24 protein-coding genes and 1 riboswitch are annotated in these 23,055 nt (G+C 67.4%); of the genes, 12 read left to right on the plus strand and 12 right to left on the minus strand.

All coding sequences use genetic code 11. The features are described from left to right. Positions 1-19 precede the first annotated feature (19 nt). Complete coding sequence (locus QMZ26_RS07315; RefSeq protein WP_079220602.1) at positions 20-1,336, minus strand: NCS2 family permease; 1,317 nt, start codon at positions 1,334-1,336, stop codon at positions 20-22. Between the two features lie 167 nt (positions 1,337-1,503). Beyond that, a complete protein-coding gene (gene ettA / locus QMZ26_RS07320) occupies positions 1,504-3,168 on the minus strand; it encodes an energy-dependent translational throttle protein EttA (protein ID WP_079220603.1) in 1,665 nt (554 codons plus the stop codon). 253 nt (positions 3,169-3,421) lie between these two features. Here ettA and QMZ26_RS07325 point away from each other — a divergent pair, with 253 nt between their 5' ends. The 6 genes from QMZ26_RS07325 to ribD all read left to right on the plus strand — a co-directional run bounded on the left by QMZ26_RS07325 (position 3,422) and on the right by ribD (position 8,399). Beyond that, entirely contained in the window at positions 3,422-3,901 is a 480-nt protein-coding gene (locus QMZ26_RS07325; protein ID WP_283221039.1) for an RcnB family protein, read from the plus strand. A 178-nt stretch (positions 3,902-4,079) separates the two neighbouring features. Further along, positions 4,080-5,333, plus strand: a complete 1,254-nt coding sequence (gene glyA / locus QMZ26_RS07330) for a serine hydroxymethyltransferase (protein WP_079220605.1) — start codon at positions 4,080-4,082, stop codon at positions 5,331-5,333. Between the two features lie 71 nt (positions 5,334-5,404). Then, positions 5,405-5,839: a hypothetical protein gene (locus QMZ26_RS07335; protein ID WP_283221040.1), complete on the plus strand. Its 435-nt coding sequence runs from the start codon at positions 5,405-5,407 to the stop codon at positions 5,837-5,839. A gap of 264 nt (positions 5,840-6,103) precedes the next feature. Then, positions 6,104-6,580, plus strand: a complete 477-nt coding sequence (locus QMZ26_RS07340) for a hypothetical protein (protein ID WP_283221041.1) — start codon at positions 6,104-6,106, stop codon at positions 6,578-6,580. Between the two features lie 100 nt (positions 6,581-6,680). Further along, positions 6,681-7,202, plus strand: a complete 522-nt coding sequence (nrdR, locus tag QMZ26_RS07345) for a transcriptional regulator NrdR (RefSeq protein ID WP_079220607.1) — start codon at positions 6,681-6,683, stop codon at positions 7,200-7,202. 111 nt (positions 7,203-7,313) lie between these two features. After that, on the plus strand, positions 7,314-8,399 hold the full coding sequence (gene ribD / locus QMZ26_RS07350) for a bifunctional diaminohydroxyphosphoribosylaminopyrimidine deaminase/5-amino-6-(5-phosphoribosylamino)uracil reductase RibD (protein ID WP_283221042.1): 1,086 nt from the start codon (positions 7,314-7,316) through the stop codon (positions 8,397-8,399). A 150-nt stretch (positions 8,400-8,549) separates the two neighbouring features. Here ribD and QMZ26_RS07355 read toward each other — a convergent pair whose 3' ends face one another. The 3 genes from QMZ26_RS07355 to QMZ26_RS07365 all read right to left on the minus strand — a co-directional run bounded on the left by QMZ26_RS07355 (position 8,550) and on the right by QMZ26_RS07365 (position 10,945). Further along, positions 8,550-9,428: a hypothetical protein gene (locus QMZ26_RS07355; protein WP_283221043.1), complete on the minus strand. Its 879-nt coding sequence runs from the start codon at positions 9,426-9,428 to the stop codon at positions 8,550-8,552. A gap of 102 nt (positions 9,429-9,530) precedes the next feature. Continuing rightward, on the minus strand, positions 9,531-10,184 hold the full coding sequence (locus QMZ26_RS07360; RefSeq protein ID WP_283221044.1) for a hypothetical protein: 654 nt from the start codon (positions 10,182-10,184) through the stop codon (positions 9,531-9,533). Between the two features lie 137 nt (positions 10,185-10,321). Then, complete coding sequence (locus tag QMZ26_RS07365) at positions 10,322-10,945, minus strand: hypothetical protein (protein WP_283221045.1); 624 nt, start codon at positions 10,943-10,945, stop codon at positions 10,322-10,324. A 314-nt stretch (positions 10,946-11,259) separates the two neighbouring features. After that, a riboswitch (FMN riboswitch) is annotated at positions 11,260-11,405 on the plus strand. Between the two features lie 77 nt (positions 11,406-11,482). Here QMZ26_RS07365 and QMZ26_RS07370 point away from each other — a divergent pair. The 5 genes from QMZ26_RS07370 (at position 11,483) to thiL (ending at position 15,473) form a co-directional block, all read left to right on the plus strand. Further along, on the plus strand, positions 11,483-12,109 hold the full coding sequence (locus QMZ26_RS07370) for a riboflavin synthase (RefSeq protein WP_200734044.1): 627 nt from the start codon (positions 11,483-11,485) through the stop codon (positions 12,107-12,109). Beyond that, positions 12,106-13,206 (plus strand): 3,4-dihydroxy-2-butanone-4-phosphate synthase, encoded by a 1,101-nt coding sequence (gene ribB, locus QMZ26_RS07375; protein WP_283221046.1) that lies wholly within the window; start codon positions 12,106-12,108, stop codon positions 13,204-13,206. Before QMZ26_RS07370 ends, ribB begins: the two co-directional genes overlap by 4 nt. A 149-nt stretch (positions 13,207-13,355) precedes the next feature. Then, on the plus strand, positions 13,356-13,823 hold the full coding sequence (gene ribH / locus QMZ26_RS07380) for a 6,7-dimethyl-8-ribityllumazine synthase (protein WP_079220615.1): 468 nt from the start codon (positions 13,356-13,358) through the stop codon (positions 13,821-13,823). Continuing rightward, positions 13,820-14,299, plus strand: coding sequence for a transcription antitermination factor NusB (gene nusB, locus QMZ26_RS07385; RefSeq protein WP_079220616.1), 480 nt, complete (start codon positions 13,820-13,822; stop codon positions 14,297-14,299). Before ribH ends, nusB begins: the two co-directional genes overlap by 4 nt. Before the next feature lie 217 nt (positions 14,300-14,516). Further along, positions 14,517-15,473 (plus strand): thiamine-phosphate kinase, encoded by a 957-nt coding sequence (gene thiL, locus QMZ26_RS07390; protein ID WP_283221088.1) that lies wholly within the window; start codon positions 14,517-14,519, stop codon positions 15,471-15,473. Positions 15,474-15,538: 65 nt separating this feature from the next. Here the strand turns inward: thiL and QMZ26_RS07395 are convergent, their stop codons facing one another. From QMZ26_RS07395 to QMZ26_RS07415, 5 genes are all read right to left on the minus strand, one after another. Further along, positions 15,539-15,961 carry a hypothetical protein gene (locus QMZ26_RS07395; protein WP_283221047.1) on the minus strand — a complete coding sequence of 141 codons (423 nt, stop codon included), beginning with the start codon at positions 15,959-15,961 and terminating at the stop codon, positions 15,539-15,541. A 458-nt stretch (positions 15,962-16,419) separates the two neighbouring features. Then, positions 16,420-17,805 (minus strand): FAD-linked oxidase C-terminal domain-containing protein, encoded by a 1,386-nt coding sequence (locus QMZ26_RS07400; protein ID WP_283221048.1) that lies wholly within the window; start codon positions 17,803-17,805, stop codon positions 16,420-16,422. Further along, entirely contained in the window at positions 17,802-18,392 is a 591-nt protein-coding gene (locus QMZ26_RS07405; RefSeq protein ID WP_283221049.1) for a metal-dependent hydrolase, read from the minus strand. The genes QMZ26_RS07400 and QMZ26_RS07405 overlap by 4 nt, the downstream gene beginning before the upstream one ends. Continuing rightward, the gene (locus tag QMZ26_RS07410) at positions 18,392-18,760 is read right to left on the minus strand and encodes a YraN family protein (RefSeq protein WP_200733236.1); all 369 of its coding nucleotides are present in this window, start codon (positions 18,758-18,760) and stop codon (positions 18,392-18,394) included. Before QMZ26_RS07410 ends, QMZ26_RS07405 begins: the two co-directional genes overlap by 1 nt. Then, complete coding sequence (locus QMZ26_RS07415; RefSeq protein WP_200733237.1) at positions 18,750-20,471, minus strand: penicillin-binding protein activator; 1,722 nt, start codon at positions 20,469-20,471, stop codon at positions 18,750-18,752. The genes QMZ26_RS07410 and QMZ26_RS07415 overlap by 11 nt, the downstream gene beginning before the upstream one ends. A gap of 81 nt (positions 20,472-20,552) precedes the next feature. Here QMZ26_RS07415 and rsmI point away from each other — a divergent pair, with 81 nt between their 5' ends. Beyond that, positions 20,553-21,371, plus strand: coding sequence for a 16S rRNA (cytidine(1402)-2'-O)-methyltransferase (rsmI, locus tag QMZ26_RS07420; RefSeq protein WP_283221050.1), 819 nt, complete (start codon positions 20,553-20,555; stop codon positions 21,369-21,371). A gap of 92 nt (positions 21,372-21,463) precedes the next feature. On the opposite strand, the gene QMZ26_RS07425 is transcribed toward rsmI, so the two are convergent. Both QMZ26_RS07425 and QMZ26_RS07430 read right to left on the minus strand, forming a co-directional pair. Further along, a complete protein-coding gene (locus QMZ26_RS07425; RefSeq protein WP_283221051.1) occupies positions 21,464-22,318 on the minus strand; it encodes a nucleotidyl transferase AbiEii/AbiGii toxin family protein in 855 nt (284 codons plus the stop codon). Next, on the minus strand, positions 22,315-22,917 hold the full coding sequence (locus QMZ26_RS07430; RefSeq protein ID WP_283221052.1) for a type IV toxin-antitoxin system AbiEi family antitoxin domain-containing protein: 603 nt from the start codon (positions 22,915-22,917) through the stop codon (positions 22,315-22,317). The genes QMZ26_RS07425 and QMZ26_RS07430 overlap by 4 nt, the downstream gene beginning before the upstream one ends. Positions 22,918-23,055 lie beyond the last annotated feature (138 nt).

Below are 23,055 nucleotides of genomic sequence, written 5' to 3' on the forward strand. Positions count from 1 at the left end.
AGCGCGCAGCGCGGTCGCCTTACTCCAACGCGTAACGCAGCACGAACAGCGTCGCCACCAGCCACACCGCCGGATGCACTTCGCGCCAGCGGCCGGTACCGGCCTTCAATGCGGCATAGGCGATGAAGCCGAACGCCAGGCCGTTGGCGATGGAATAGGTGAACGGCATCGCCAGCGCACACAGCGCGGCCGGCACCGATTCGGTCAGGTCGCTCCAGTCCACTTCCACCAGTTCGCGCAGCATCAGGCCGGCCACGAACAGCAGGGCAGGCGAGGTGGCATAGGCGGGCACCATCGCCGCCAGCGGCGAGAACAGCAGTGCGGCCAGGAACAGCGCCGACACCACCAGTGCGGTCAGCCCGGTGCGGCCACCGACCTGCACGCCCGACGCGCTTTCGGCGAAGGCGGTGGTGCTGCTGGTGCCCAGCAGCGAACCGGCCACGATGGCGGTGCTGTCCGCCAGCAGCGCACGGCCGAAGCGCTTCTGCGCGCCCGGCAGCTTCAGCAGGCCGGCGCGACCCACCACGCCGTACAGCGTGCCGGTGGCATCGAACACTTCCACCAGCACGAACACCAGCACCACCTGCAGCAGCACCGCGATCGGCGCGCCGCCGTCGTGGTGCAGCAGGCCCGGCAGGTCCAGCTGCAGGAAGGTCGGTGCCAGGCTCGGCGGCAGCGAGACCAGGCCGTGGTACTGCACGTCGCCCAGTGCCCAGCCGGCGCCGGTGACGGCGAGGATGCCGATCAGGATCGCACCGCGCACGCGGCGCGCTTCCAGCACGGCAATCAGCAGGAAGCCGCCCAGCGCCAGCAGCGGCGGTGCGGTATTCAGCGGGCCCAGGGCCACCAGGGTGTCTTCGTTGCCGACGATCACCCCGGATTTCTGCAGCGCGATGATCGCCAGGAACAGGCCGATGCCGGCCACGATGGCCGAGCGCAGCGATGAAGGGATGCCGGCCACCAGCCACGCGCGCACGCCGGTCAGCGACAGCACCAGGAACACCAGCCCGGAAATGAACACCGCGCCCAGTGCCTGCTGCCACGGCAGGCCCGCAGCACCCACCACGGTGAAGGCGAAGAAGGCGTTCAGGCCCATGCCCGGGGCCATGCCCACCGGGAAGTTGGCCGCCAGTGCCATCACCGCCGAGCCCAGTGCCGCGGCCAGGCAGGTGGCCACGAACACCGCGCCGGCATCCATGCCCGTAGTGCCCAGGATTTCCGGGTTGACGAAGACGATGTAGGACATCGTCAGGAAGGTGGTGACACCGGCCAGCAGCTCGGTACGCACGGTGGTGCCGTGCTGCTGCAGCTGGAACAGGCGCTCGAACAGGGACATGGGGGTTCTCACAACAATAAGGAGTCACCACCAACGGTGGTGACCTACCCAAATGCAGAACGTGGGTACCGACCGTTGGTCGGTACGCTTCAAAGCTAAAGCGTCACCACCAACGGTGGTGACCTACCAGAATGCAGAACGGCCGCGCAGAGCGCGGCCGTTCTTTCTTATTTCAGCGCCTTGAAGCGCAGGCGCTTCGGCGCAGCGTCGTCGCCCATGCGGCGGCGCTTGTCTTCTTCGTACTCGCGGTAGTTGCCCTGGAAGAACTCCACGTGCGAATCGCCTTCGAACGCCAGGATGTGGGTCGCGATGCGATCCAGGAACCAGCGGTCATGCGAAATGACGAAGGTGTTGCCCGGGAACTCCAGCAGCGCATCTTCCAGCGCACGCAGGGTTTCGATGTCCAGGTCGTTGGACGGTTCATCGAGCAGCAGCACGTTGCCACCCTGCAGCAGGGTCTTGGCCATGTGCAGGCGGCCACGCTCACCACCGGACAGCGAACCGACCATCTTCTGCTGGTCCTGGCCCTTGAAGTTGAAGCGGCCGATGTAGGCGCGCGACTGGATCTCGATGCCGTTGATGTTGAGGATGTCCAGGCCGCCAGCGATTTCCTGGAAGACGTTGTGGTTGCCTTCCAGCGCGTCGCGGCTCTGGTCCACGTAGGACAGCTTCACGGTCGGGCCGACCACGATCTCGCCGGTGTCCGGCTTTTCCTGGCCGGTGATCATCTTGAACAGGGTCGACTTACCGGCACCGTTCGGGCCGATGATGCCGACGATGGCGCCGGCCGGCACCAGGAAGCTCAGGTTGTCGAACAGCAGGCGGTCGCCGAACTTCTTGGAGACGTTCTTGAACTCCATCACCGCGTTGCCCAGGCGCTCGCCCGGCGGGATGAAGATTTCATTGGTTTCGTTGCGCTTCTGGTAATCGACCGACTGCAGCTCTTCCAGGCGGGCCAGACGGGCCTTGCCCTTGGTGCGGCCGCCCTTGGCGTTCTGGCGCGACCACTCCAGTTCCTTCTGGATCGCCTTCTGGCGGGCCTTTTCCTGGTTGTCTTCCTGCTTCAGGCGCTCATCCTTCTGGGTCAGCCAGTCGGTGTAGTTGCCCTTCCACGGAATGCCGCGGCCGCGGTCCAGTTCCAGGATCCACTCGGCGGCGTTGTCCAGGAAGTAGCGATCATGGGTGACCGCCACCACGGTGCCGGTGTAGCGCGCCAGGAACTGTTCCAGCCATTCCACCGACTCGGCGTCGAGGTGGTTGGTCGGTTCGTCGAGCAGCAGCATGTCCGGCTTCTGCAGCAGCAGGCGGCACAGCGCCACGCGGCGCTTTTCACCACCGGACAGCTTGCCGACCACGGCATCCCACGGCGGCAGGCGCAGCGCATCGGCGGCCACGTCCAGCTGGTTTTCCAGGGTGTGCGCGTCGCCAGCGGCGAGGATCGCCTCCAGGCGCTCCTGTTCCTTGGCCAGGGCGTCGAAGTCGGCGCCTTCTTCGGCATAGGCCGTGTAGACCGCGTCCAGCGCGGCCTGGGCCTGCAGCACTTCGCCCACGCCTTCCTCGACCGCTTCACGCACGGTCTTGGTCGGGTCCAGCTCCGGTTCCTGCGCCAGGTAGCCGACCTTGATGCCGGCCTGCGGGCGGGCTTCGCCCTCGAAATCGGTGTCCACGCCGGCCATGATCTTCAGCACGGTGGACTTGCCGGCGCCGTTCAGGCCCAGCAGGCCGATCTTCGCGCCCGGGAAGAAGGACAGCGAGATGTCCTTGATGATCTGCCGCTTGGGCGGGACCACCTTGGACACGCGGTTCATGGTGTAGATGTATTGCGAGGACATGAGGTCTCCGTAGGGGCGCGGCCCTGCACCCGTCCGTCAGCGGGAAGATCCCGGACGACAGCGGGCACAGACTGAATGGAATACCCCCAATTATAGCCGGAACCGGTTCCCGGCCGCGCCTGTCGGCGCCCCGCGGGGCTGGCCGAAGGCTGAATACAGAGTGCAATACGTCAACGGGAAGCGTTTCCAGCCGGAAACGGTTCAGATCGCCTGCGCAATATGGACATCACCACCCACCCAGCAGAGGTCTGTCATGCGCATCAACTTCATCGTGGCCGGGGCCATGGCCTCTGTACTGGCCCTGGGCGCCGTCACCCCGGCATTCGCCGACAACGACCACCGTGACCGCCGCGAATGGCGGGAAGACCGCCGCGACGATCGCCGCGAGTACCGCCACGATGTGCGCGAGGCGCGCCGCGACTACGAACGCGACCGCCGCGATGCACGCCGTGACTGGCGCCGCGACCATGACCGTCGCTACTACCATCCGGCGCCGCCGCCGCCGCGCGTGGTCTACCGCCCCGGCTATCGCCCGGGCCCGGGCTACGGCTGGCAGGTCGGCCACCGCTACCGTGATTACTACCGTGGCCCGATCTACGTGGTGAACGACTACCCGCGCTACCACCTGCGTCGCCCGCCGTATGGTCACCACTGGATCCGCGACGACCGCGGCAACATGCTTCTGGTGGCCATCGCCACCGGCGTCATCGCCCAGTACGTGCTCAGCCACTGAGCCGGCGGTCACATCCACGCATGGCGTGGATCTACTGACCTGCCGGGCCAGATCCATACGGGGCCGGATCTCCTCCAGGGGATCCGGCCCTGCGTCCATTCCGGCCCCGGCGGGCCGCCACGGGGCTACAATCAGGGGCTGTGCCATCCCCCCTTTTCCCTGCCTGCCGGAGTAACCGATGTTCCCGCGTGACGTCCGCATCGAAACCTACGATCCCGAACTGGCCAAGGCCATCGCCGCCGAAACCCAGCGTCAGGAAGACCACGTCGAGCTGATCGCCAGCGAGAACTACACCAGCCCGGCCGTGATGGAGGCCCAGGGCAGCCAGCTGACCAACAAGTACGCCGAAGGCTACCCGGGCAAGCGCTACTACGGTGGCTGCGAATACGTGGACATCGCCGAGCAGCTGGCGATCGACCGCCTCAAGCAGCTGTTCGGTGCGGACTACGCCAACGTGCAGCCGCACAGCGGTTCGCAGGCCAACCAGGCCGTGTACTTCGCCCTGCTGCAGCCGGGCGACACCATTCTCGGCATGAGCCTGGCCCACGGCGGCCACCTCACCCACGGTGCCAAGGTGAATGCTTCCGGCAAGCTGTTCAACGCCGTGCAGTACGGTGTGAACGACCAGGGCCTGATCGATTACGACGAAGTCGAGCGCCTGGCCCTGGAGCACAAGCCGAAGATGGTCGTGGCTGGTTTCTCGGCCTACTCGCAGGTCATCGACTGGGCACGCTTCCGCGCCATCGCCGACAAGGTCGGTGCCTACCTGTTCGTGGACATGGCCCACGTGGCCGGCCTGGTCGCCGCCGGCGTCTACCCGAGCCCGCTGGAACACGCCCACGTGGTCACCTCGACCACCCACAAGACCCTGCGCGGTCCGCGCGGCGGCATCATCGTCGCCAAGGGCGCCGACGAAGACCTGGTCAAGAAGCTGCAGTCGGTGGTGTTCCCGGGCATCCAGGGTGGCCCGCTGATGCACGTCATCGCCGCCAAGGCCGTGGCCTTCAAGGAAGCGCTGGAACCGGGCTTCACCGCCTACCAGCAGCAGGTGGTGAAGAACGCCCAGGCGATGGCCAACACGCTCATCGCGCGCGGCTACAAGATCGTCTCCGGCGGCACCCAGAACCACCTGATGCTGGTGGACATGATCGGCAAGGACGTGTCCGGCAAGGATGCGGAAGCCGCGCTGGGCAAGGCCCACATCACCGTCAACAAGAACTCGGTGCCGAACGACCCGCGTTCGCCGTTCGTGACCTCGGGCCTGCGCCTGGGCACCCCGGCGGTCACCACCCGTGGCTATGTCGAACAGGACTGCGTGGACCTGGCCAACTGGATCGCCGACGTGCTCGACGCCCCGGCCGATGACGCCGTCATCGCCCGCGTGCGCGACGCCGTCAGCGCGCAGTGCCGCAAGTACCCGGTCTACGGCTGACCGGGGAGCGGGGTCGGATCCCTTCCCGCAGGGAAGGGCTCTGACCCCAGCATCGAAGGAGAGCACCGCGCATGGATGAGCGTCTGCACAAGCGCCTGCACCTCGTGCAGGCCCTGCTGTTTGGCCTGCCCGGCGTGCTGCTGGGCGGCACCGTGGCCCTGGTGGGCGTGTACTCCGGCCTGATGCAGGAAACCCGCCTGCTGAGCCGGCTGCTGCTGGTGTGCTGGGGCACCGCCGGGGCGCTGGGCATTGTTGCCTGGTTGCACATCGGCGCCGGTTTCCTGCTGCAGGGCCGGCCTGGCCTGCAGGCGGTGGGCCGGGTGTGGTGGGCGTTGCTGGCGCTGGGCGCGCTGGCTGCGGTGCCCGCCGCCGTACTGGGTCTGGTGGTCGGCCTGACCGAACGCATGGAGGGCTTCGGCCTGTTGCTGTTCGGCCCGCCGCTGCTGCTGCCGGCGGCGCATCTGGCGTGGCTGCGCTGGCGGCCTGGCTGCCTTCAGGACGCCTGACGTTTCAGGCAACTGCACGGTGGCATGGAGATCGCCTGCCTACTGCGGCCAGGCCTCGCAAATGTCGTAATCGGACTTCGGGCCGCAAGCGCCGCGAACCGATTGCGTATGACCGTGATGTGCCGAGACCGTGTCCTGGCGGCGGTCTTGTCGTCCCATGGGTCGAGGCCGTGTGTGTTGCCACTCATTGATGCGCCTCGTCTGTGTAGGGTGGCCTGCCATCAGGCTGGTCCCCGGCCTGCGCTGGCGGCCAAGGAGCGCGCAGTGAAGAATGAACGCACGCACAAACGGTGGTATCTGTTGGAGTGTCTGCTGCTCGGCCTCCCGGGCTTGATTGTCAGTGGCCTTGTGATTGGCTTCGTGCTGCTGTTGGCGGTTGTCGACCCCGGTTTCGAGAGCGACAACCGGAGCCTGATAGCACTCGCTTGGTCAATGACGGGGCTGGTTGGCGTAATCGCTTGGGTTTGGCTGAGTTGGCGGTACCTGCGATGGGGGCGTTCTGCCTTGCAGGAGACACCCGCGTTCCCCTGGCTGATGCTGATGTCTGGCGTAGTGGCTGCCCTGCCGGTGTTGGCTGTCTCTATCACGCTGTTGCTGGTGGAGGCTCATGGATGGATGGGGGGCTCCGCGTTTCGATTGCCCCATTGGCAGACACTGTGCCTACCGCTGGCGGGCCCGCCGCTGCTGCTGCCGGCGGCGCATCTGGCCTGGCTGCGTCGCCGGCAACGCCTTGCCGCGTAAGGCTGAGCGCCGCGCGGATTTGCTGCAAAAGCGCTTCTCAGGTACCTTTGCGACGCTGCCATGACGATGGCATGACGTTCTTTCCCGAGCCAGGCGTTCCATGTATTGCCCCTTCTGCCAGCATGCCGATACACGGGTCATCGACTCGCGCGTCTCCGAAGACGGCGCGACGATCCGCCGTCGGCGTGAGTGCGAGGCCTGCAACGAACGCTTCAGCACCCTGGAAACGGTCGAGCTGAAGCTGCCGGCCATCGTCAAGAGTGATGGCACCCGCGAGGCCTTCGACCAGCGCAAGGTGCGCGCCGGCTTCGACCGCGCGCTGCAGAAGCGCGCCGTGCCGGAAGAGAAGATCGAAGCGGCGGTGCGCGCCGTGGTCCACCAGCTGCGCATCAGCGGCGAACGCGAAGTGCCGTCCATCAAGGTCGGCGAGTTCGTGATGAACGAACTGCGCAAGCTCGACCATGTCGGCTACGTGCGCTTCGCCTCGGTCTACCGCAGCTTCGAGGACGTGGCCGATTTCCGCGAAGAAATCGAGAAGCTCGAACGTGAGCTGCCGGCCAGCACCGAACAGCTGCAGCTGCTGGGCGATGTCATCGCCCTGACCAAGAAAAAGAAGGGCTGACGGCCTCCATCCACGCATGGCGTGGATCTACTTTGCCCCGCTTGGTTGGCGCCGTTGCCCCGGTGGGTGCCAACCGTTGGTTGGCACTGATGGCAGCGTTACCATGGCCGCATGAGCACTCCGTTCACCGTCCTTGACCACCTGCACATGGCCAACGCATTGCGTCTGGCCGAGCGTGCGGCCTACACCACCCGCCCCAATCCCATGGTCGGTTGCGTGATCGCCCATGGCGAGCGCGTGGTCGGGCAGGGCTGGCACCAGCGTGCCGGCGGCCCGCACGCCGAGGTCTTCGCTCTGCGCGAAGCCGGCAGCGAAGCACGGGGTGCCACCGCCTACGTCACCCTTGAACCGTGCGCGCACTACGGGCGCACGCCGCCGTGTGCGCTGGCATTGATCGACGCGGGTGTATCGCGCGTGGTTGCGGCGCTGCGCGATCCGTTCCCGAAGGTCGATGGCGGTGGCTTCAACCTGCTGCGCGAAGCGGGCATCGAGGTGGCCGAAGGCCTGATGGCCGCGCAGGCGCGTGAACTCAACAAGGGCTTCCTGTCCCGCGTGGAGCGCAACCGCCCGTGGCTGCGGGTGAAGCTGGCCGCCAGCCTGGACGGTCGCACGGCGATGGCCGATGGCAGCTCGAAGTGGATCACCGGCGCCGCCGCACGCGAAGACGTGCAGCACTGGCGCGCGCGTGCCGGCGCGATCCTGACCGGCGCCGATACGGTGCTGGCCGACGATCCGATGCTGACCGTGCGCCTGGCCGATACCGAGGTGATGCCACCGCTGCGCGTGGTGCTCGATTCGCGCCTGCGTTCGCTGGAATGCAGCCGCGTGCGCGAGGGTGGGGCGCCGACGTTGTACGTGCACGATGCCGCGGTGAGCGCACCAGATGCGGCCGACGCTGAATTTGCCAGCGTGCCGAGCGTGGATGGCCGCCTGGATCTGGGGGCGGTGCTGGCGCTGCTGGCCGAGCGTGGCATCAACGAAGTGCATACCGAAGCCGGTGCCACCCTGGCCGGTGCGCTGCTGCGCGGCGGCTGGGTCGATGAGCTGTTGCTGTACCAGGGACCGACGCTGCTGGGTGATACCGGCCGCCCGCTGCTGGCCGGCTTGGGCATCGAGGCGATGGACCAGCAGCGACGCCTGCGCGTGGTCGACCAGCGCCAGGTGGGCGACGACCTGCGGCTGCTGCTGCGCGCTTGATGCGGTGAAAGCCATCCACGCATGGCGTGGATCTACATTGCGCTTGATGCGGTGAAAGCCATCCACGCATGGCGTGGATCTACATTGCGCGTGATGCGGTGACATCCATCCACGCCTGGCGTGGATGGATGCGCCTGCGCCGTTACCGCATTACGCGCACTCGTCGGTCCACATCATCTGTGCGATCGGGCGCAGGGCCTTGCACTCCTGCGTCATTTCATCGGCCGATTGCACCTGGGCCTTGGCCTTCAGTTCTTCGGCCATCGCGTCCACGCCACTGATCTGGTCCGGGGCGATCTTCGCCACGCAGCTGCGGTGCTGCTGCAGCAGCAGGTCGCAGCTGGGCACGCCGGTCACCTTCGGTGCGCTGGCGGCTTGGGCATCTTCGCTCCACTGCTCGAACGGCGCGAGCGCTTCCAGCACCGGGCTGATCAGCTGATCGAAGCTGCCAGTGAACCAGTACGCCTGCTCTGCGCCGGAGTACATCTTTTGGCTGCCCTTCACCGTGCGCCGCGCGCCGCTCTTCAGTGCCTGCGTGTAGGCATCGATGAAGCGGCGGCGTGCGGCGGGGTCGTCACTGGTGATGCTGGCGATGAACAGCGGGCGCACGCTGTCCAGGTCCACCACCTTGCAGCTGAAATCGACCGTGGCGATCTTCTGCCCGTCCACGTGCTCGTTGTCTTCGATGGTGCTGCCGGTGGCGCGGCAGGCCGATGCCTTCAGCACCTTGGCGAACATCTCTTCGGTCGCCGCTGCATCGGGCGTGACGCCGATGCTGGCCTGCACCGCCATCAACGGTTCGGCCAGGGCCTTGGCCACCGCGCCCGGTGGGAGCGTCAACGCGTCCTCGCTGTCGGGGTCGCTGCGCAGGGCATCGTTGAGCGTGCGCGCGGCAGCGGCATCGTCTTCAATCAGCACGCGTGCGTACTGGTCCAGCGATTGTTCGGGCGTCAGCGCCGGCGCGGCGGTGGTCAACACAGGGGCGCACAGCAGGGCGCTGGCGAGCAGGGTGCGCAGGGGAGTCTTCATGACGGTGTTCCGTTTCCAGTGGGGTAGTGCAGAGGCGCAAAAGACTAGCGCATCGGCACGCAGATGCGATGGCACGCGCGTGCACGCCGTGCCACCACGCGGCTACTTTTCCAGCAATGTATCGGCCAGCGTTTCCGGAAAGATCGAGAACAGCACCGGGGCAAGGGATCGGATCGTGTCGCCGTCGGGGAAGTAGCCCGTCCCGGCACTTCCTTCCAGCAGCGCGGTGCCGGTGATCGTCTGCTTCTCTGCCATGCGCAGCTCCGAGGCGATCAGATACGCAGCAAACACCTCGTCGTCCTGCAGTTTCTGCTGGATGGCCGGGTCGGCCAGCAGGCCGCTTTCTGTGTTCCACACCGGTACCTGACAGGTGTACGGGACCTGCGCCTGCCCGCCCGGTACAGCTCCGGCAATGGCCTGCCCGGGCACGGCCCGGCAGCGGCTGCTGGCGTACGTCCGGGTGATCTGGGCTATCACTGCCTCGATCACTGCGGCGGGGACTACTTCATCTTCCCCTTGGTTGAACACCTGTTCGTGCATTTCCGGCAGGAGGCGTGGCAGGCTCAGGATGGTCTCGGTTTCCCACAGGGCGTCCGCGGGCAGTGCGCGGGTCAACGCTTCAGCGGCCTGGGTATTGCTTTCCAGCAGGGCCTGCGCGTACAGGTCAAAGGCCTGCTCGGGGCTCAGCTTTTCCGAAGCGGTTGCCTGCGCGGCAAAGGGCAGGCACAGCAGCAGGGCGAGGCGGTAAGCCAGCATCATCCATCCAGAGAGGGAGAGGCCAGCAGCCTGCGGCAGCAGCCCGCAGGACGCCATGCAATTTGTCTGAAAAGACAGAACCAAAAAAAACGGGCCCCTTGCGGGGCCCGTTCGATTACACGACGAGGATCGAGCAATCAGAAGCTGGCGCGCACGCCGGCCGAGAACTGGGTGACGTCGCGGTAGCCGGAGATCTCGCCCACCAGACCCCAGGTCTTGGTGAAGTTGATCTGGCCACCGAGGGTGCCGACCCAGGTGCCTTCAAAGTTGTTGCCGCCATCCATGTAACCGGCCTTGATCCAGGCTTCGGTCATGGCCGAGGGCTTGCCACGCAGGCCCATGGTGGCGCGCACGAGGTTGGTGTGGTCCTTGTCGGTGATACGACCGAAACCGTCGAAGTCCGCCTTGATCTCAGCCTGCTGGCGTACCCATGCGATGTCGGCGGTGTAGTCCACGCGCTCGCTGAAGGGCATGTGGTAACCGATGCCCAGCTCCGGCTGGTTCAGTTCCAGCTTGGCGTGGCCGTAGTCATAGTTGTACGACTTGCTGGCGTAGTTCCAGGCGCCGAACACATGTACCTGCTCGGCCAGGGCGAACGAGCCACGCACGTAGCCACCGTCCAGCTTGGGGTCATCCAGCAGGTCATCGTCGGTCTGGAACTGGGTCCAGCCACCTTCCACATAGGTGTAGCTGAGGCCGTCGGCCGAGGCCGTGAACGGGGCGGCGGCCAGCAGTGCGGCCACGATCAGGATCTTGCGCATGGGTTTCCTGTGAATTGCAGTCCATTGGCGGGCCACCCTGTTGGCGGTCCGTGGCGACCTCATGTCGTCCGAGGCTTGAGTTTAATGAAAGTTTTACGAATTGCGAGCGACGGACGTCACAGCTGGCGGTCGGTTCATCTGGGGGACGGATCCGTTCAGGGCAGGGGTCAGGGCAGGGGTCGGATCCCTTTGCAACGCAAAGGGCTCTGACCCCAAACGGGCCAGACAAGGGGTCAGAGCCCTTTCCTGCGGAAAGGGATCCGACCCCGTTCAGCCCAGGCTGGTACACTGGGCGGGCCGGTTCGCCGGTACACAAACGTCTTCAGGGCGGGGTGCGATTCCCCACCGGCGGTAGGTGCGCAAGCACGAGCCCGCGAGCGCCCCGGCCCACGGCCGGGGGTCAGCAGATCCGGTCCAATGCCGGAGCCGACGGTCATAGTCCGGATGAAAGAAGACGGTGCCACAGGGCCTTTGCGGCCCTGCGCCCGCCTGTTTGCCTTGCGGCGTTTTTCGCTCACTTTCCGCGGAGAACGTTTCTTGTTTACTGGAATCATCGAAGGCGTCGGCCGTCTGGCTGCTCGCGAATCCATCGGCGGCGATGTCCGCTTTACCTTCAATGTCGGCAGCCTGCCGTTCGACCACGTGCAGATGGGCGAGAGTATCGCCATCAACGGCGTCTGCCTCACCGTCATCGCATTCGACGCCAGCAGCTTCCAAGCCGACGCGTCCACCGAGACCCTGGGCCTGACCACGCTGGGCCAGCTGGGTGAGGGGGCGGTCATCAACCTCGAACGCGCCATGCGCCCGACCGACCGCCTCGGCGGCCACCTGGTCAGCGGCCACGTCGATGGCCTCGGCCAGGTCCTGTCCATCCACGAAGATGCACGTGCCCAGCGCTGGCGTTTCGCCGCGCCGGCCGCCCTGCGCCGCTACATCGCCAAGAAGGGCTCGATCTGCGTGGACGGCGTCAGCCTCACCGTCAACGAAGTGGACGAGGAGGGCTTTGAAGTCGCCCTCATCCCGCACACCGTGGCCAACACCGCCTTCTCCGCCACCGGCGTGGGCAGCGCGGTGAACCTGGAAATCGACCTGGTGGCGCGCTACGTGGAGCGATTGATCAGTGTGCCGACCAACGGTCAGCACCCACAGGGAGATGCAGCATGAACTTCGCCCCGATCCCCGAGATCCTCGAAGACATCCGCCAGGGCCGCATGGTCGTCATCGTCGATGACGAAGACCGCGAGAACGAAGGCGACCTGATCATGGCCGCCGAGCTGGTCAAGCCGTCGGACATCAACTTCATGGTCACCCATGGCCGTGGCCTGGTGTGCCTGCCGCTGACCCGCACCCGCGCCGCCGACCTCGGCTTGGCGCCGATGGTGCAGGCCAATACCGCGCAGTTCCAGACCAATTTCACCGTCAGCATCGAGGCGGCCGAAGGCGTGACCACGGGCATTTCCGCCCATGACCGCGCCCACACCATCCGTACCGCGGTGAAGCCGAACGCCAAGCCGGCCGACCTGCACCAGCCGGGCCATATCTTCCCGCTGATCGCCCAACCGGGTGGCGTGCTGACCCGTGCCGGCCACACCGAAGCCGGCGTGGACCTGGCCATGCTGGCCGGGCTGGAACCGGCCGGCGTGCTGGTGGAGATCCTCAACCCGGACGGCAGCATGGCGCGCCGCCCGGAACTGGAAGTGTTCGCCCGCGAGCACGGCCTGAAGATGGGCTCCATCGCCGACCTCATCGCCTACCGCCTGGCCACCGAAAAGACCGTCGAACGCGTGGACGAGCGCGAGATCGACACTGAATTCGGCCCGTTCAAGCTGGTCACCTACCGCGACCGCATCGCCCACGACCTGCATTTCGCCCTGGTGCGTGGCACCCCGGCGGCCGACACCCCGACCCTGGTGCGCGTGCAGGTGGAAAACCCGTTGGCCGACCTGCTGCACTGGCGCCGCGATGATTTCGGCGTGGCCGCCACCGATGCCCTGCGTGCGATTGCCGCCGAAGGGGCGGGCGTGATGGTGGTGCTGTCGGCCCCGCGCGACGGCGAAGCCCTGCTGGCCCGCCTGCGCCAGCAGCCGGCGCCGGTGGTGCCGGGCAAGGACAAGGACGTGGGCCAGTGGCGCCGCAACGGTGCCGGCTCGCAGATCCTGTCCGACCTGGGCCTGGGCAAGCTGCGCGTGCTGGGTACCCCCCGCCGTCAGGTGGGCCTGGCCGGCTACGGCCTGGAAGTGGTGGAGACGGTCACCCTGTAAGCCAGCTTGGCGTGCCGACCAACGGTCGGCACCCACGGTGCGTGCCGACCGTTGGTCGGCACATCCTCCCGGCCCCCCTGGTAGGTGCCGACCGTTGGTCGGCACACCATGCGGTAGAATCACCCCCTAATCGAACCCCCAAGCCGCATATGAGCCACTACGAAGGCGATCTTCGCACCCCCGAGTCGGCGCGCTTTGCCATCCTGGCCAGCCGCTGGAACGCCCGCATCACCGATACCCTGGTTGCTGGCGCCCGCCAGAGCCTGGCCGGCAACGGCATTGCCGAAGCCAACATCGACGTGATCCGCGTGCCGGGTGCCTGGGAACTGCCGCTGGTCGCCGCGCGCCTGGCCGCCGCCCATGAACACGCCGCCATCCTCACCCTGGGCTGCGTCATCCGTGGCGATACCCGCCACTACGAACACGTGGCCGACCGCTGCGCCGAAGGCCTGATGCGCGTGCAGCTGGATTTCGGCGTGCCGGTGCTGAACGGCGTGCTGGCGGTGGAACGTGCCGAGGATGCCGAGGCCCGCGCCGGTGGCAGCCATGGCAACAAGGGTGAAGAAGTCGCAATCGCTGCATTGGAAATGGTCAACCTGCTGGAGCAACTGCCATGAACAAGAACACCCAGGGCAAGCCCTCCGGTAAACCCGTCCGCCGTGATGGCATCGACCCGGTGCTGCGTTCGCGTGCCCGCCGTCGTGCCGTGCAGGCGCTGTACGCCTGGCAGATCTCCGGCGGCAACGCGCAGTCGCTGATCGCCCAGTTCGCCCACGAACAGGCCCGCGAAATCGCCGATCTGGCCTATTTCGAAGCGCTGGTGCATGGCGTGCTGGACAACCGCCGCGACATCGACGAAGCCCTCGGCCCGTACCTGGACCGTGGCATTGAAGAAGTGGATGCCATCGAACGCGCCGTGCTGCGCCTGGCCGGCTACGAGCTGCGCTTCCGCCTGGACGTGCCGTACCGCGTGGTCATCAACGAAGCCATCGAATCGGCCAAGCGCTTCGGTTCCGAGCATGGCCACACCTACGTCAACGGCGTGCTGGATCGTGCCGCCGTGGAATGGCGCAAGGTCGAATCGGGTCACTGACCCCCTGCGTCCCGCATCGTTCGTTGAACGGCGCGGGAATCTGCTTCGGTAGAGTCGACTGTCAGTCGACTGCCTTTCGATCAGCAGTCGTAGTGTCGGACGGGAGAGCAGTCGACTGACAGTCGACTCTACCCCGGCGGTTCCATCCGATCGGCACGATCTGCCCGCATTCGCGCCCGCCGCCCATCCATGCAACCCGCCGGAGCGCCCCATGTCCCTGGCCGAATTCGCCCTCATCGACCGTATCCGCGCGCGCACCAGCGAGCGCGATGACATCCTGCTCGGCATCGGCGATGACGCCGCGCTGCTGCAGCCGCGTGCCAACGAACACTTGGTCGTCACCGCCGATACGCTCAACAGCGGCGTGCATTTCCCGGCGGAAACCCCTGCCTACGACATCGGCTGGAAGACCCTGGCGGTCAACCTGTCCGATCTGGCCGCGATGGGCGCACGCCCGGCGTGGTGCACGCTGGCACTGTCCCTGCCGGACACCAGCGAAGACTGGATCGACGCCTTCGCCGAGGGCTTCTTCGCCCTGGCCGACCAGCACGACATGGCCCTCGTGGGGGGCGACACCACGCGCGGCCCGCTGTCGCTGACGGTGACCGCGATGGGCCAGGTTGGCCGCGGCCAGGCGCTGCGCCGCGACCGCGCCCAGGTGGGTGACGATGTCTGGGTGAGCGGCACGATCGGTGATGCTGCCGGTGCACTGAAGCTGTGGCAGCAGGGCGCGCTGGACGTGGCCACCGCCACCCTGCTGGGTGACTACGAAACCCTGCGCCTGCGCCTGCTGCGTCCCACCCCGAGGGTCACCCTCGGCCTGCGCCTGCGTGCCTTCGCGCATGCCGCAGTCGATATCTCCGATGGCCTGCTGGCCGATCTGGGCCATATCGCGGCGCGCAGTGGCGTCGCCGCCCAGATCGATGCCGACGTGCTGCCGATCTCGCCCGAACTGCGTGGCCTGCTGGGCCGCGACGGTGCGCGCGAGTGCGCGCTGCGTGGCGGCGACGATTACGAACTGTGCTTCACCGCTGCGGCCGACCAGCGCGATGCGCTGCTGTACCTGTCCGAATCGCTGGACGTGCCGCTGACCCGCGTCGGCCGCATCACCGAAGGGCAGGGCGTGCAGGTCGATGGTGAACCCGCCAGCGGCGGCTACCAGCACTTCGCCTGATACAGGGACACGCCGGGCCTGGCCCGGCGCTACCGCGTCGCGGTGCAGGTGCGGGATGGCGCCCGCTACGCCGCGCGCACCTGCACACCCACGTACTCGGCCAACGCGCGGCAGGCAAACAGAATCCCCTCGCGCGCGGCATCGCCCATCTGTGGGTTTTCATCGCCATCCACGCGCGTGCGTTCGATGGCGTGCAGCAGTTCCAGCAGGAACGTCTGCCCGGCATTGGCACGATCAATGCCCGCCAGCGCCATGCATTGGCCGGGTGTATGGCCATCGCTCGGCCACGGCTGGCCATCGGCGGCTTCGCCCTGGCGGATGCGCTGCAGGCAGTCCAGCACGGTGATGCTGCCAGACGTGTACTCAGAGTCATTCGCCGCAGGGGTGGCGGCAAGCGTGCGTTCCAGTGCGCGTGCCAGTTCATCGGGCAACTGCTTGGCGGCTTCGCCCAGCGTGGCGAACAGGCAGGGATATTTGGTTGCGGTCATCTTGGCGTCCTTGTGCATGAAACCGGGATGCCACCTGCGCGGGAATGCGAGGGTGGCGGACGATGCGTGGCTCCAATACCGGTTGTAATCATGCGAAACGCCGGCGGGCCGAGACCCTCCACGCACCGCCCGCCATAGATGCGCGGACAGAATGCCTGCCGACGCCACGCACACGGAATGCGCGACGCCGGCAGACAAGCGTAAACAACATGATTACAGAACGGGATTGGAGTCCCGTGCCACCCGTTGTCGGTGGCGCGCCCATGATTGGCCGCAAGCGCCTGGCGCCCAATGAGGAAAGTTGCAAAGCAGAAAAAATACGAATCGTTGCAGCGTCGCGGCGAAGAACGTCAACGCGTGCCGATTGCGACAGCTTCTGTAGCGCCGAGCCCACGCTCGGCGGCTTGCGTGAAAGCGTCAGCCGAGCATGGGCTCGGCACTACAGGGTTGCGTGCGGGCTATGCCGCCGGCAACACCTTACCCGGGTTGAGAATCCCATCCGGGTCCAGCGCTGCCTTGATCGCACGCATCGCCGCCAGCGTCTCCGCGGTGAACGCCTGGGCCATGAAATCGCGCTTGGCGATGCCGATGCCATGTTCGCCGGACAACGTGCCGCCCAGTGCCAGCGTCAGCTCGAAGATCTTCGGCAGCGCGGCCTGCGCGCGTGCGTTCTCCTCGGCATCCTCAGGGTGGTAGAGGATGTTGACGTGCAGGTTGCCGTTGCCGGCATGGCCGAAGGTGACGATGGTGAGCGTGTAGTCGCGCGCCAACGCCTGCACGCCGGCCACCAGATCGGGAATGCGCGACACCGGCACCACCACGTCTTCGTTGATCTTGCCCGGGGCAACGCTGCGCAGCGCGGGCGACAGCGCCTTGCGGGCGGCCCACAGCTGGTCGCGGGCGCGGCCTTCCATCGCCACGTCCAGTTCGATCATGCCCTCGCCTTCGGCGGCGCTGGCCAGTGCCTGCAGCAGGTAGGGCAGGGTGTCGTGGTCGCCATCGGCTTCGACCAGCAGCATCGCGCCGGCCTCGGGAACGTCGGCGCCATTCAAGCGCAGCAGCTCCAGGCTGCGTGCATCCATGAACTCCAGGCGGGTGGGCACGACCGGCTGCGACATCAGCCGCGAAACGGCGGCAGCGGCGGCGTCGGCATCGCGGTACAGCACGCGCAGGCCCGCCTGGCTGACCGGCAGCGGCGTCAGCTTCAGGGTGGCCTCCACGATGAGTGCCAGCGTGCCTTCGCTGCCCACCAGCAGATGGGTCAGGTCGTAGCCGGTGGCGTCCTTGGTGTAGGCGCCGCCGCAGCGGATCACCTCGCCGGCACCGGTGACCGCCACCAGCCCCAGCACGTTGTCGCGGCTGGTGCCGTACTTCACCGCGCGCGGGCCGCCGGCGTTGCAGGCCAGGTTGCCGCCGATGCTGCAGATATCCGCACTGGAGGGGTCCGGTGCCCAGAACAGGCCGTGCGGTGCCAGCGCCTGCTGCAGCGTGCCGTTCATCACGCCCGGCTGCACCACCGCGCAGCGGTCACCGGCACGGATGTCAACGATGCGGTCCATGCGGGTGAACGACAGCACGATGCTGCCCGGCTGCGGCACCGCCGCGCCGGTGGTGCCGGTGCCCGCACCGCGCGCCACCAGGGCCACGCCATGCGCGCGGCACGCACGCACCAGGGCCTGCACCTGCCCGATATCGGCCGGCAGCGCCACGGCTTCCGGGCGCTGCCGGCGCCAGGAATTGTCCTGCGCGTTGGCCTCCAGCGCGGTGTCATCCACGCGCCAGCCTTCCGCGCCCAGCAGGGCGGACAGTTCGGCAACGAGGGGGGCGGGCAGGGCAGTACTCATGAGGGTTCCCGGGGAACGGCAGGGGCAGGGTGGATCAGTTTCCAGGCGACCACGGCGGTGGCCAGCGGCAGCCACACCCAGCGCAGTTCGGACAGCAACGTGGCCAGGCCACGCGCGCTGAAGAACTGCGGGGCAAACGGCGATACGCGGATCGGTCGCCACGGTGCGAAGAAGCGGTGCTCGCTCCACGGCCAGGCCAGGGCGACGCCCAGCCCGCCGGAGGTCATCGCATCCAGCAGCGGATGGCTGGCCGCGCAGACGAAGACGAACACCGCGGCCTGCACGGTGGATGTCGTAGATGCCAACCTTGGTTGGCTCGAAACCGCCGACCCAGGTCGGCGACTACCAAAGAACGCCAGCGACGCAGCAAACGCGGCCAGCACGCAGGCAAACAGCAGCGAATGGCTGGCGCCGCGGTGGCCGAACGCATCGGCATAGGGAATGTGCAGGGCGAAGGCCAGCACGTCGGCATCGGGCAGCATGGCGGCGATCACGCCAGCGGCCAGCAGCCGCGGCGGAATGCGGCCGCGGTCAGCGGCGCACCACAGCGCCAGCGGCACGGCGGCATGGGTGATGATCGACGGCATCAGCAATCATCCAAACGGAACGCATCACGCAGCCAGTGCAGCTGCGGCGGATCGCCACTGGCGTCCACCACATCGAAACGGCAGGGCGCGTCGGCCAAGGCAGGGTGATCCTGCAGGTACAGCAGCGCGGCGTGGGCCAGGCGCCGGCATTTGCGCGCATCCACCGAGGCGGCGCCGCCACCGAAATCCGAACGTGCGCGGTAGCGCACCTCCACGAACACCACGGTGCCCGCGTCGTCCATCACCAGGTCCAGTTCGCCACCGCGGTAGCGCACGTTGCGTGCGCGCGGCTGCAACCCGGCCTGTTGCAGGTGCTGCTCGGCGGCGGCTTCCACCGCCGAGCCCCGTTGCAGGTGCTCAGCGACCACCGACGATCGGCATCGGGCGGCCACCGCTGAAGGTGGACCACGCCGGCTGGCGCAGGATGTTGCCGTTGCTGTCCAGGTACAGCGTACCGGTGGCGCCATCCAGGCCGCCTTCGTTCGACAGCTTTTCCAGGTAGGCGCTGATCTTCCACGCATCGGCACCGAAGGCAAACAGGCGGCCGGCGGCACCGCGCGCGCTGGGCAGGGTCTGGCCCACCTGTGCGGCCGACGGCACGCCGGACACGCTGCGCACGTTCCAGGCTTCGTTCGGGTAGATGATGCCGTCCAGCGCCACGTCTTCCTCGGCCTTGCCGCTGCCGGTGGTCAGCTGGCTGGTGCCGACGCGGGTGGTACCACCGGCACCGGCCAGGGCCAGCTGCGGCGCCAGCAGCCGTGCTTGCGGCGCACGCACCGCCAGGAACACCGCATCGATCTGGCCGGCATTGCGCACCTGCGCACTGACATCGCCCACGGCTTCAGCCACGGCCACCGTGGCGGCCACCTGGCCACCGCGCTGGGCGAAACGCTGGGCGAAGGCGGCAGCGGCGCGGCGGCCGGTGTCGTCGTTGCTGCTGATGACCAGGGCGCGGTTGCGCTCGCGGCCACGCAGGTACTCGGCGGCCACGATGCCATCGTCTTCCGGTGCCAGCGAGAAGCCCGCGCTGCCAGCCGGCGGCGCATCCTTGCCACGGTTCAGCGCCAGCACCGGCACCTGCAGCGGCTGGCGGCCATACACCGCATCCACCTCGTCGCGGCCCAGCGGGCCGACCACGAAGTCGGCGCCGGAGGCCACGGCCTTGTCGTAGGCCGCCAGCGCGCCGGCAGGCGTACCGGCGGTATCGAAGAAGTTGATGTCCGGGCGGCGGCGGCTTTCACCGTAATAGGCGGTCAGCAGGCCATCGCGCACCGGCTGTGCGGCGGTGGCCAGGCGGCCGCTCAGCGGCAGCAGCACGGCCATCTTCGCCGGCGGGCGGTAGCCGTCGCTCATGGCCGGCGGGCGCTTGCTGGTATCGAACTGGGCCGCGCCCTCGCGGTCGAACGGGCGCGGCAGCGGCAGGCCACGGGCGATCAGCGCGCGGCCAGCGAAGTTGTACAGCGGGTCGTTGGCCGGCAGCGCGGCGGCACGGCTGCGCAGGTTGGCGTCGTCCAGCGTGCCGAGCAGGCCGGCGATGGCGGTCTGGTTCTCGCTGCGGGCGGTGCCCGCAAGGCCAGCGTGGGCGCGGGCGCGCTCACCAGCAGCGGCGAAGCCGTCACCACTGGCCTGCAGCGCGGCGGCGCGGGCCAGGTGCCAGCGCGTGCGCAGGCTGGGGTGCACGTTGTCGCCCGGGTCCTTCAGCAGGACCAGCACCTGTGCAGGCTGCTGGTCGGCCAGGGCCAGCTCGGCGCTGGCCAGCTGGAAGCGCTGCAGGCTGGCGCCGGATAGCTGGCGCGCGGTCAGCTGGCCCAGCAGGCTGCGCGCGCGGGCGCTGTCACCGGCCAGGTGCCAGGCCCAGGCCGCATCGGCCAGGGTGTTGCTGCGGGCACCGCCGCGCAGGGTGGCGGCCTGCGCTTCCAGCTGCAGGGCAGCGTCGCGCGGCTTGCCTTGTTCGATCAGCGCCAGCGCCTGGCTCTGGGCCGGCGATTCGGGGGCGCTGGTAAGGCTGGTGGTGGCACAACCGGCCAGAAGCATCAGCGACAACGACAGGGCGGAGATGCGTGCGGCGGGCTTGTTCATGATCGGGTCCATGCGATGAGGGCAGCGGCCTTGGCCAAGTACACGCTAGGATTCTACCCTTGCCCCGTGAGTACCGCTGAAATGAGTGTGCCAACCCTGTATGTCGTCGCCACGCCGATCGGCAACCTGGCCGATCTGAGCCCGCGTGCGCAGGAGGTGCTGCGCTCGGTAGCGGCCATCTGTGCCGAAGACACCCGCCGCAGCGGCCAGCTGCTGTCCCATTTCGGCATCCAGCAGCCGCTGGTGGCCCTGCACGAACACAACGAAGAGGCGCTGTCGCAGCGCCTGGTGGCGCGCCTGCAGGCCGGCGAGTCGCTGGCCCTGGTCAGCGATGCCGGCACGCCGCTGGTCAGCGACCCGGGGTTCCGCCTGGTGCGCGCCGCGCGTGCCGCTGGCATCAAGGTCAGCCCCATTCCCGGTGCCTGTGCGGCCATCGCCGCGCTCAGCGTGGCCGGCCTGCCCAGCGATCGCTTCAGCTTCGAGGGCTTCCTGCCCGCCAAGGCCAGTGGCCGCCGCGACCGCCTGCAGGCGCTGGCCGGCGAGGTGTGCACGATGGTGTTCTACGAATCGTCACACCGCATCGTCGAATCGCTGGCGGACATGTCGGCGATCTTCGGCGCCGAGCGCCCGGCGGTGCTGGCGCGCGAGCTGACCAAGCTGTTCGAGACCGTGCTGGACGGCGATCTGGCCGGCCTGCTGGCCAGGGTCGAAGCCGACGAGAACCAGCGCAAGGGCGAATTCGTGGTGATGGTGCAGGGCGCTGGCGACGATGCCGAGGCGCAGCTGGCGCACGGCCGCCACGTCTACGCCAAGCTGAGCGAGCACCTGCCGCCGTCGACCGCCGCCAAGCTGGCGGCCGAACTGACCGGTGCCCCGCGCAAGGCGTTGTACGGCCGGTAGCGCCGGGCCGTGCCCGGCGAGCGCGTAGCGCGGCGGGAATCAAGGATTCTGGATCCCCGCAGGGGCTCCGACCCCCAAGGCCTTGGCCCGCGTTACCCGTTCAGGGCGCGGACGAAGGCGCTGATTTCCTTCACTACGGCGTCCAAAGACTCAGCGTGCAGGCGATTCCTGCGCAGGAATGCAGTCCACTGCGCCTGCTTGTGGGGATCGTCGGCAAATTCCTCCGACAAGCCGAAGGGCACTGGCTGCGTCCAGCGGGTACCTCGCCGTTCGAACGTCGCGCTTATCGTCGCGACCAGTGCGGGCCTCGCCATCTGACCCTCACGAGCGAGCGCCAACAGGTCGAAGTAGTCCTTCATCCTGCTGTTGGCGATGCCCAGGGCCGCAATGGCTTCGAGCTTTTCGGCGAAGACGGCCTCCCGCGGGTACACCCGCAGGCGCGGTGGCGGGAATTCATCGAGCAGTACCGGGTACTCACATTCCGGTGGTGCTTGAAGAACGGCATCGCCAAAGCCGACGTCCCATTGCACGTGACACAGCGCGTTGCCCAGGCGCGCCTGCAGGCGCATGCGGAGGCCCTGATAGGTGGATCCTTCGCGTATCGGATCGATGACAGTGGAGGCGGCGTCGAAGTGCAGGCCGTCGTCCAGCTCCATCGCGCACAGGTCATGCACGATGCGGGTCAGATGCGCAGGGTCGGTTCGGCCGTATCCCAGGAAGTCGGCGTCACGGGTGGGGCGATGGGGTACATCGAACCAGATGGCGAAGAGCATCGCACCCTTCAGCAGGAACTGCTGCTGGTACGGCGACTGCGACAACCGATAGAGCATGCGTTCCACCGCAAACCGGTCCAATACGTACTGGAAGTCTTCGTTGCGTGCACGTGCACCATCACGCAACCGTTGCCGGATGGAACGGACGCGGTCTGCCGGAGGCGTGGGAATCATGCCAACGCTTCAAGATAAGGTCGCATCAGTCTGGCAACGCGGCAGAGGCGTGCATACATCCACAGCTCGTCCATCGTGGTCAGGCCCGCTCCCAGTGCCTCCCGCAGGGCCTCGATCGCAACGTCCAGACCCACGAGATTCCGGTACTTGAAGCAGTCGACGACGGTCTTGGCGACGCCGGTCACGCGGAGCGTGACGTGGCCGATCGGCAGGGGTTCCAGTCCCGCCCCCAGTGTCTTTTCCGACATGCGGACAACACGCAGGGGCGGCCAGTCGATCCGCGGCGCGCGATCCTTGTTGCCGATGGCTATCCAGACTTCGAACGGGGCCTGGGTGGTCAGGCCATGCAGGCTCAGGGCACTCAGCAGGCACAGTCGGGGCGTGGCCAGACGTTCTGCGATGACCAGCAGTCCTTCCCGTCCTTCCGCAGGCGCAAGGTCCGGCAGGGTGTAAATGCCACGCGACAGCCTCAGCAGATCGCCGGACGCGACAAGCCGGGACAGCTGCGCGCGCGCCACACCGGCACGCACCATGTCGCGTGAGCGCGCCGTGCCCGTGCGCTGGATCAGCTCCCTTGCAGTGGCATACGGATCAACCATGGCCGGAGTGTTCCATAGTGTCTGTCAAAATGACATAAATACCGACGTTTCGGAACGCAGGTCCTGCCGTTGTGCGGGTTATGTCTGTAGCGCCGGATCAGTAGATCCACGCCATGCGTGGATGTGGAAATTCCTGCA

The organism is Stenotrophomonas sp. PFBMAA-4, assembly GCF_030053215.1.
Classification (GTDB): Bacteria; Pseudomonadota; Gammaproteobacteria; order Xanthomonadales; family Xanthomonadaceae; genus Stenotrophomonas.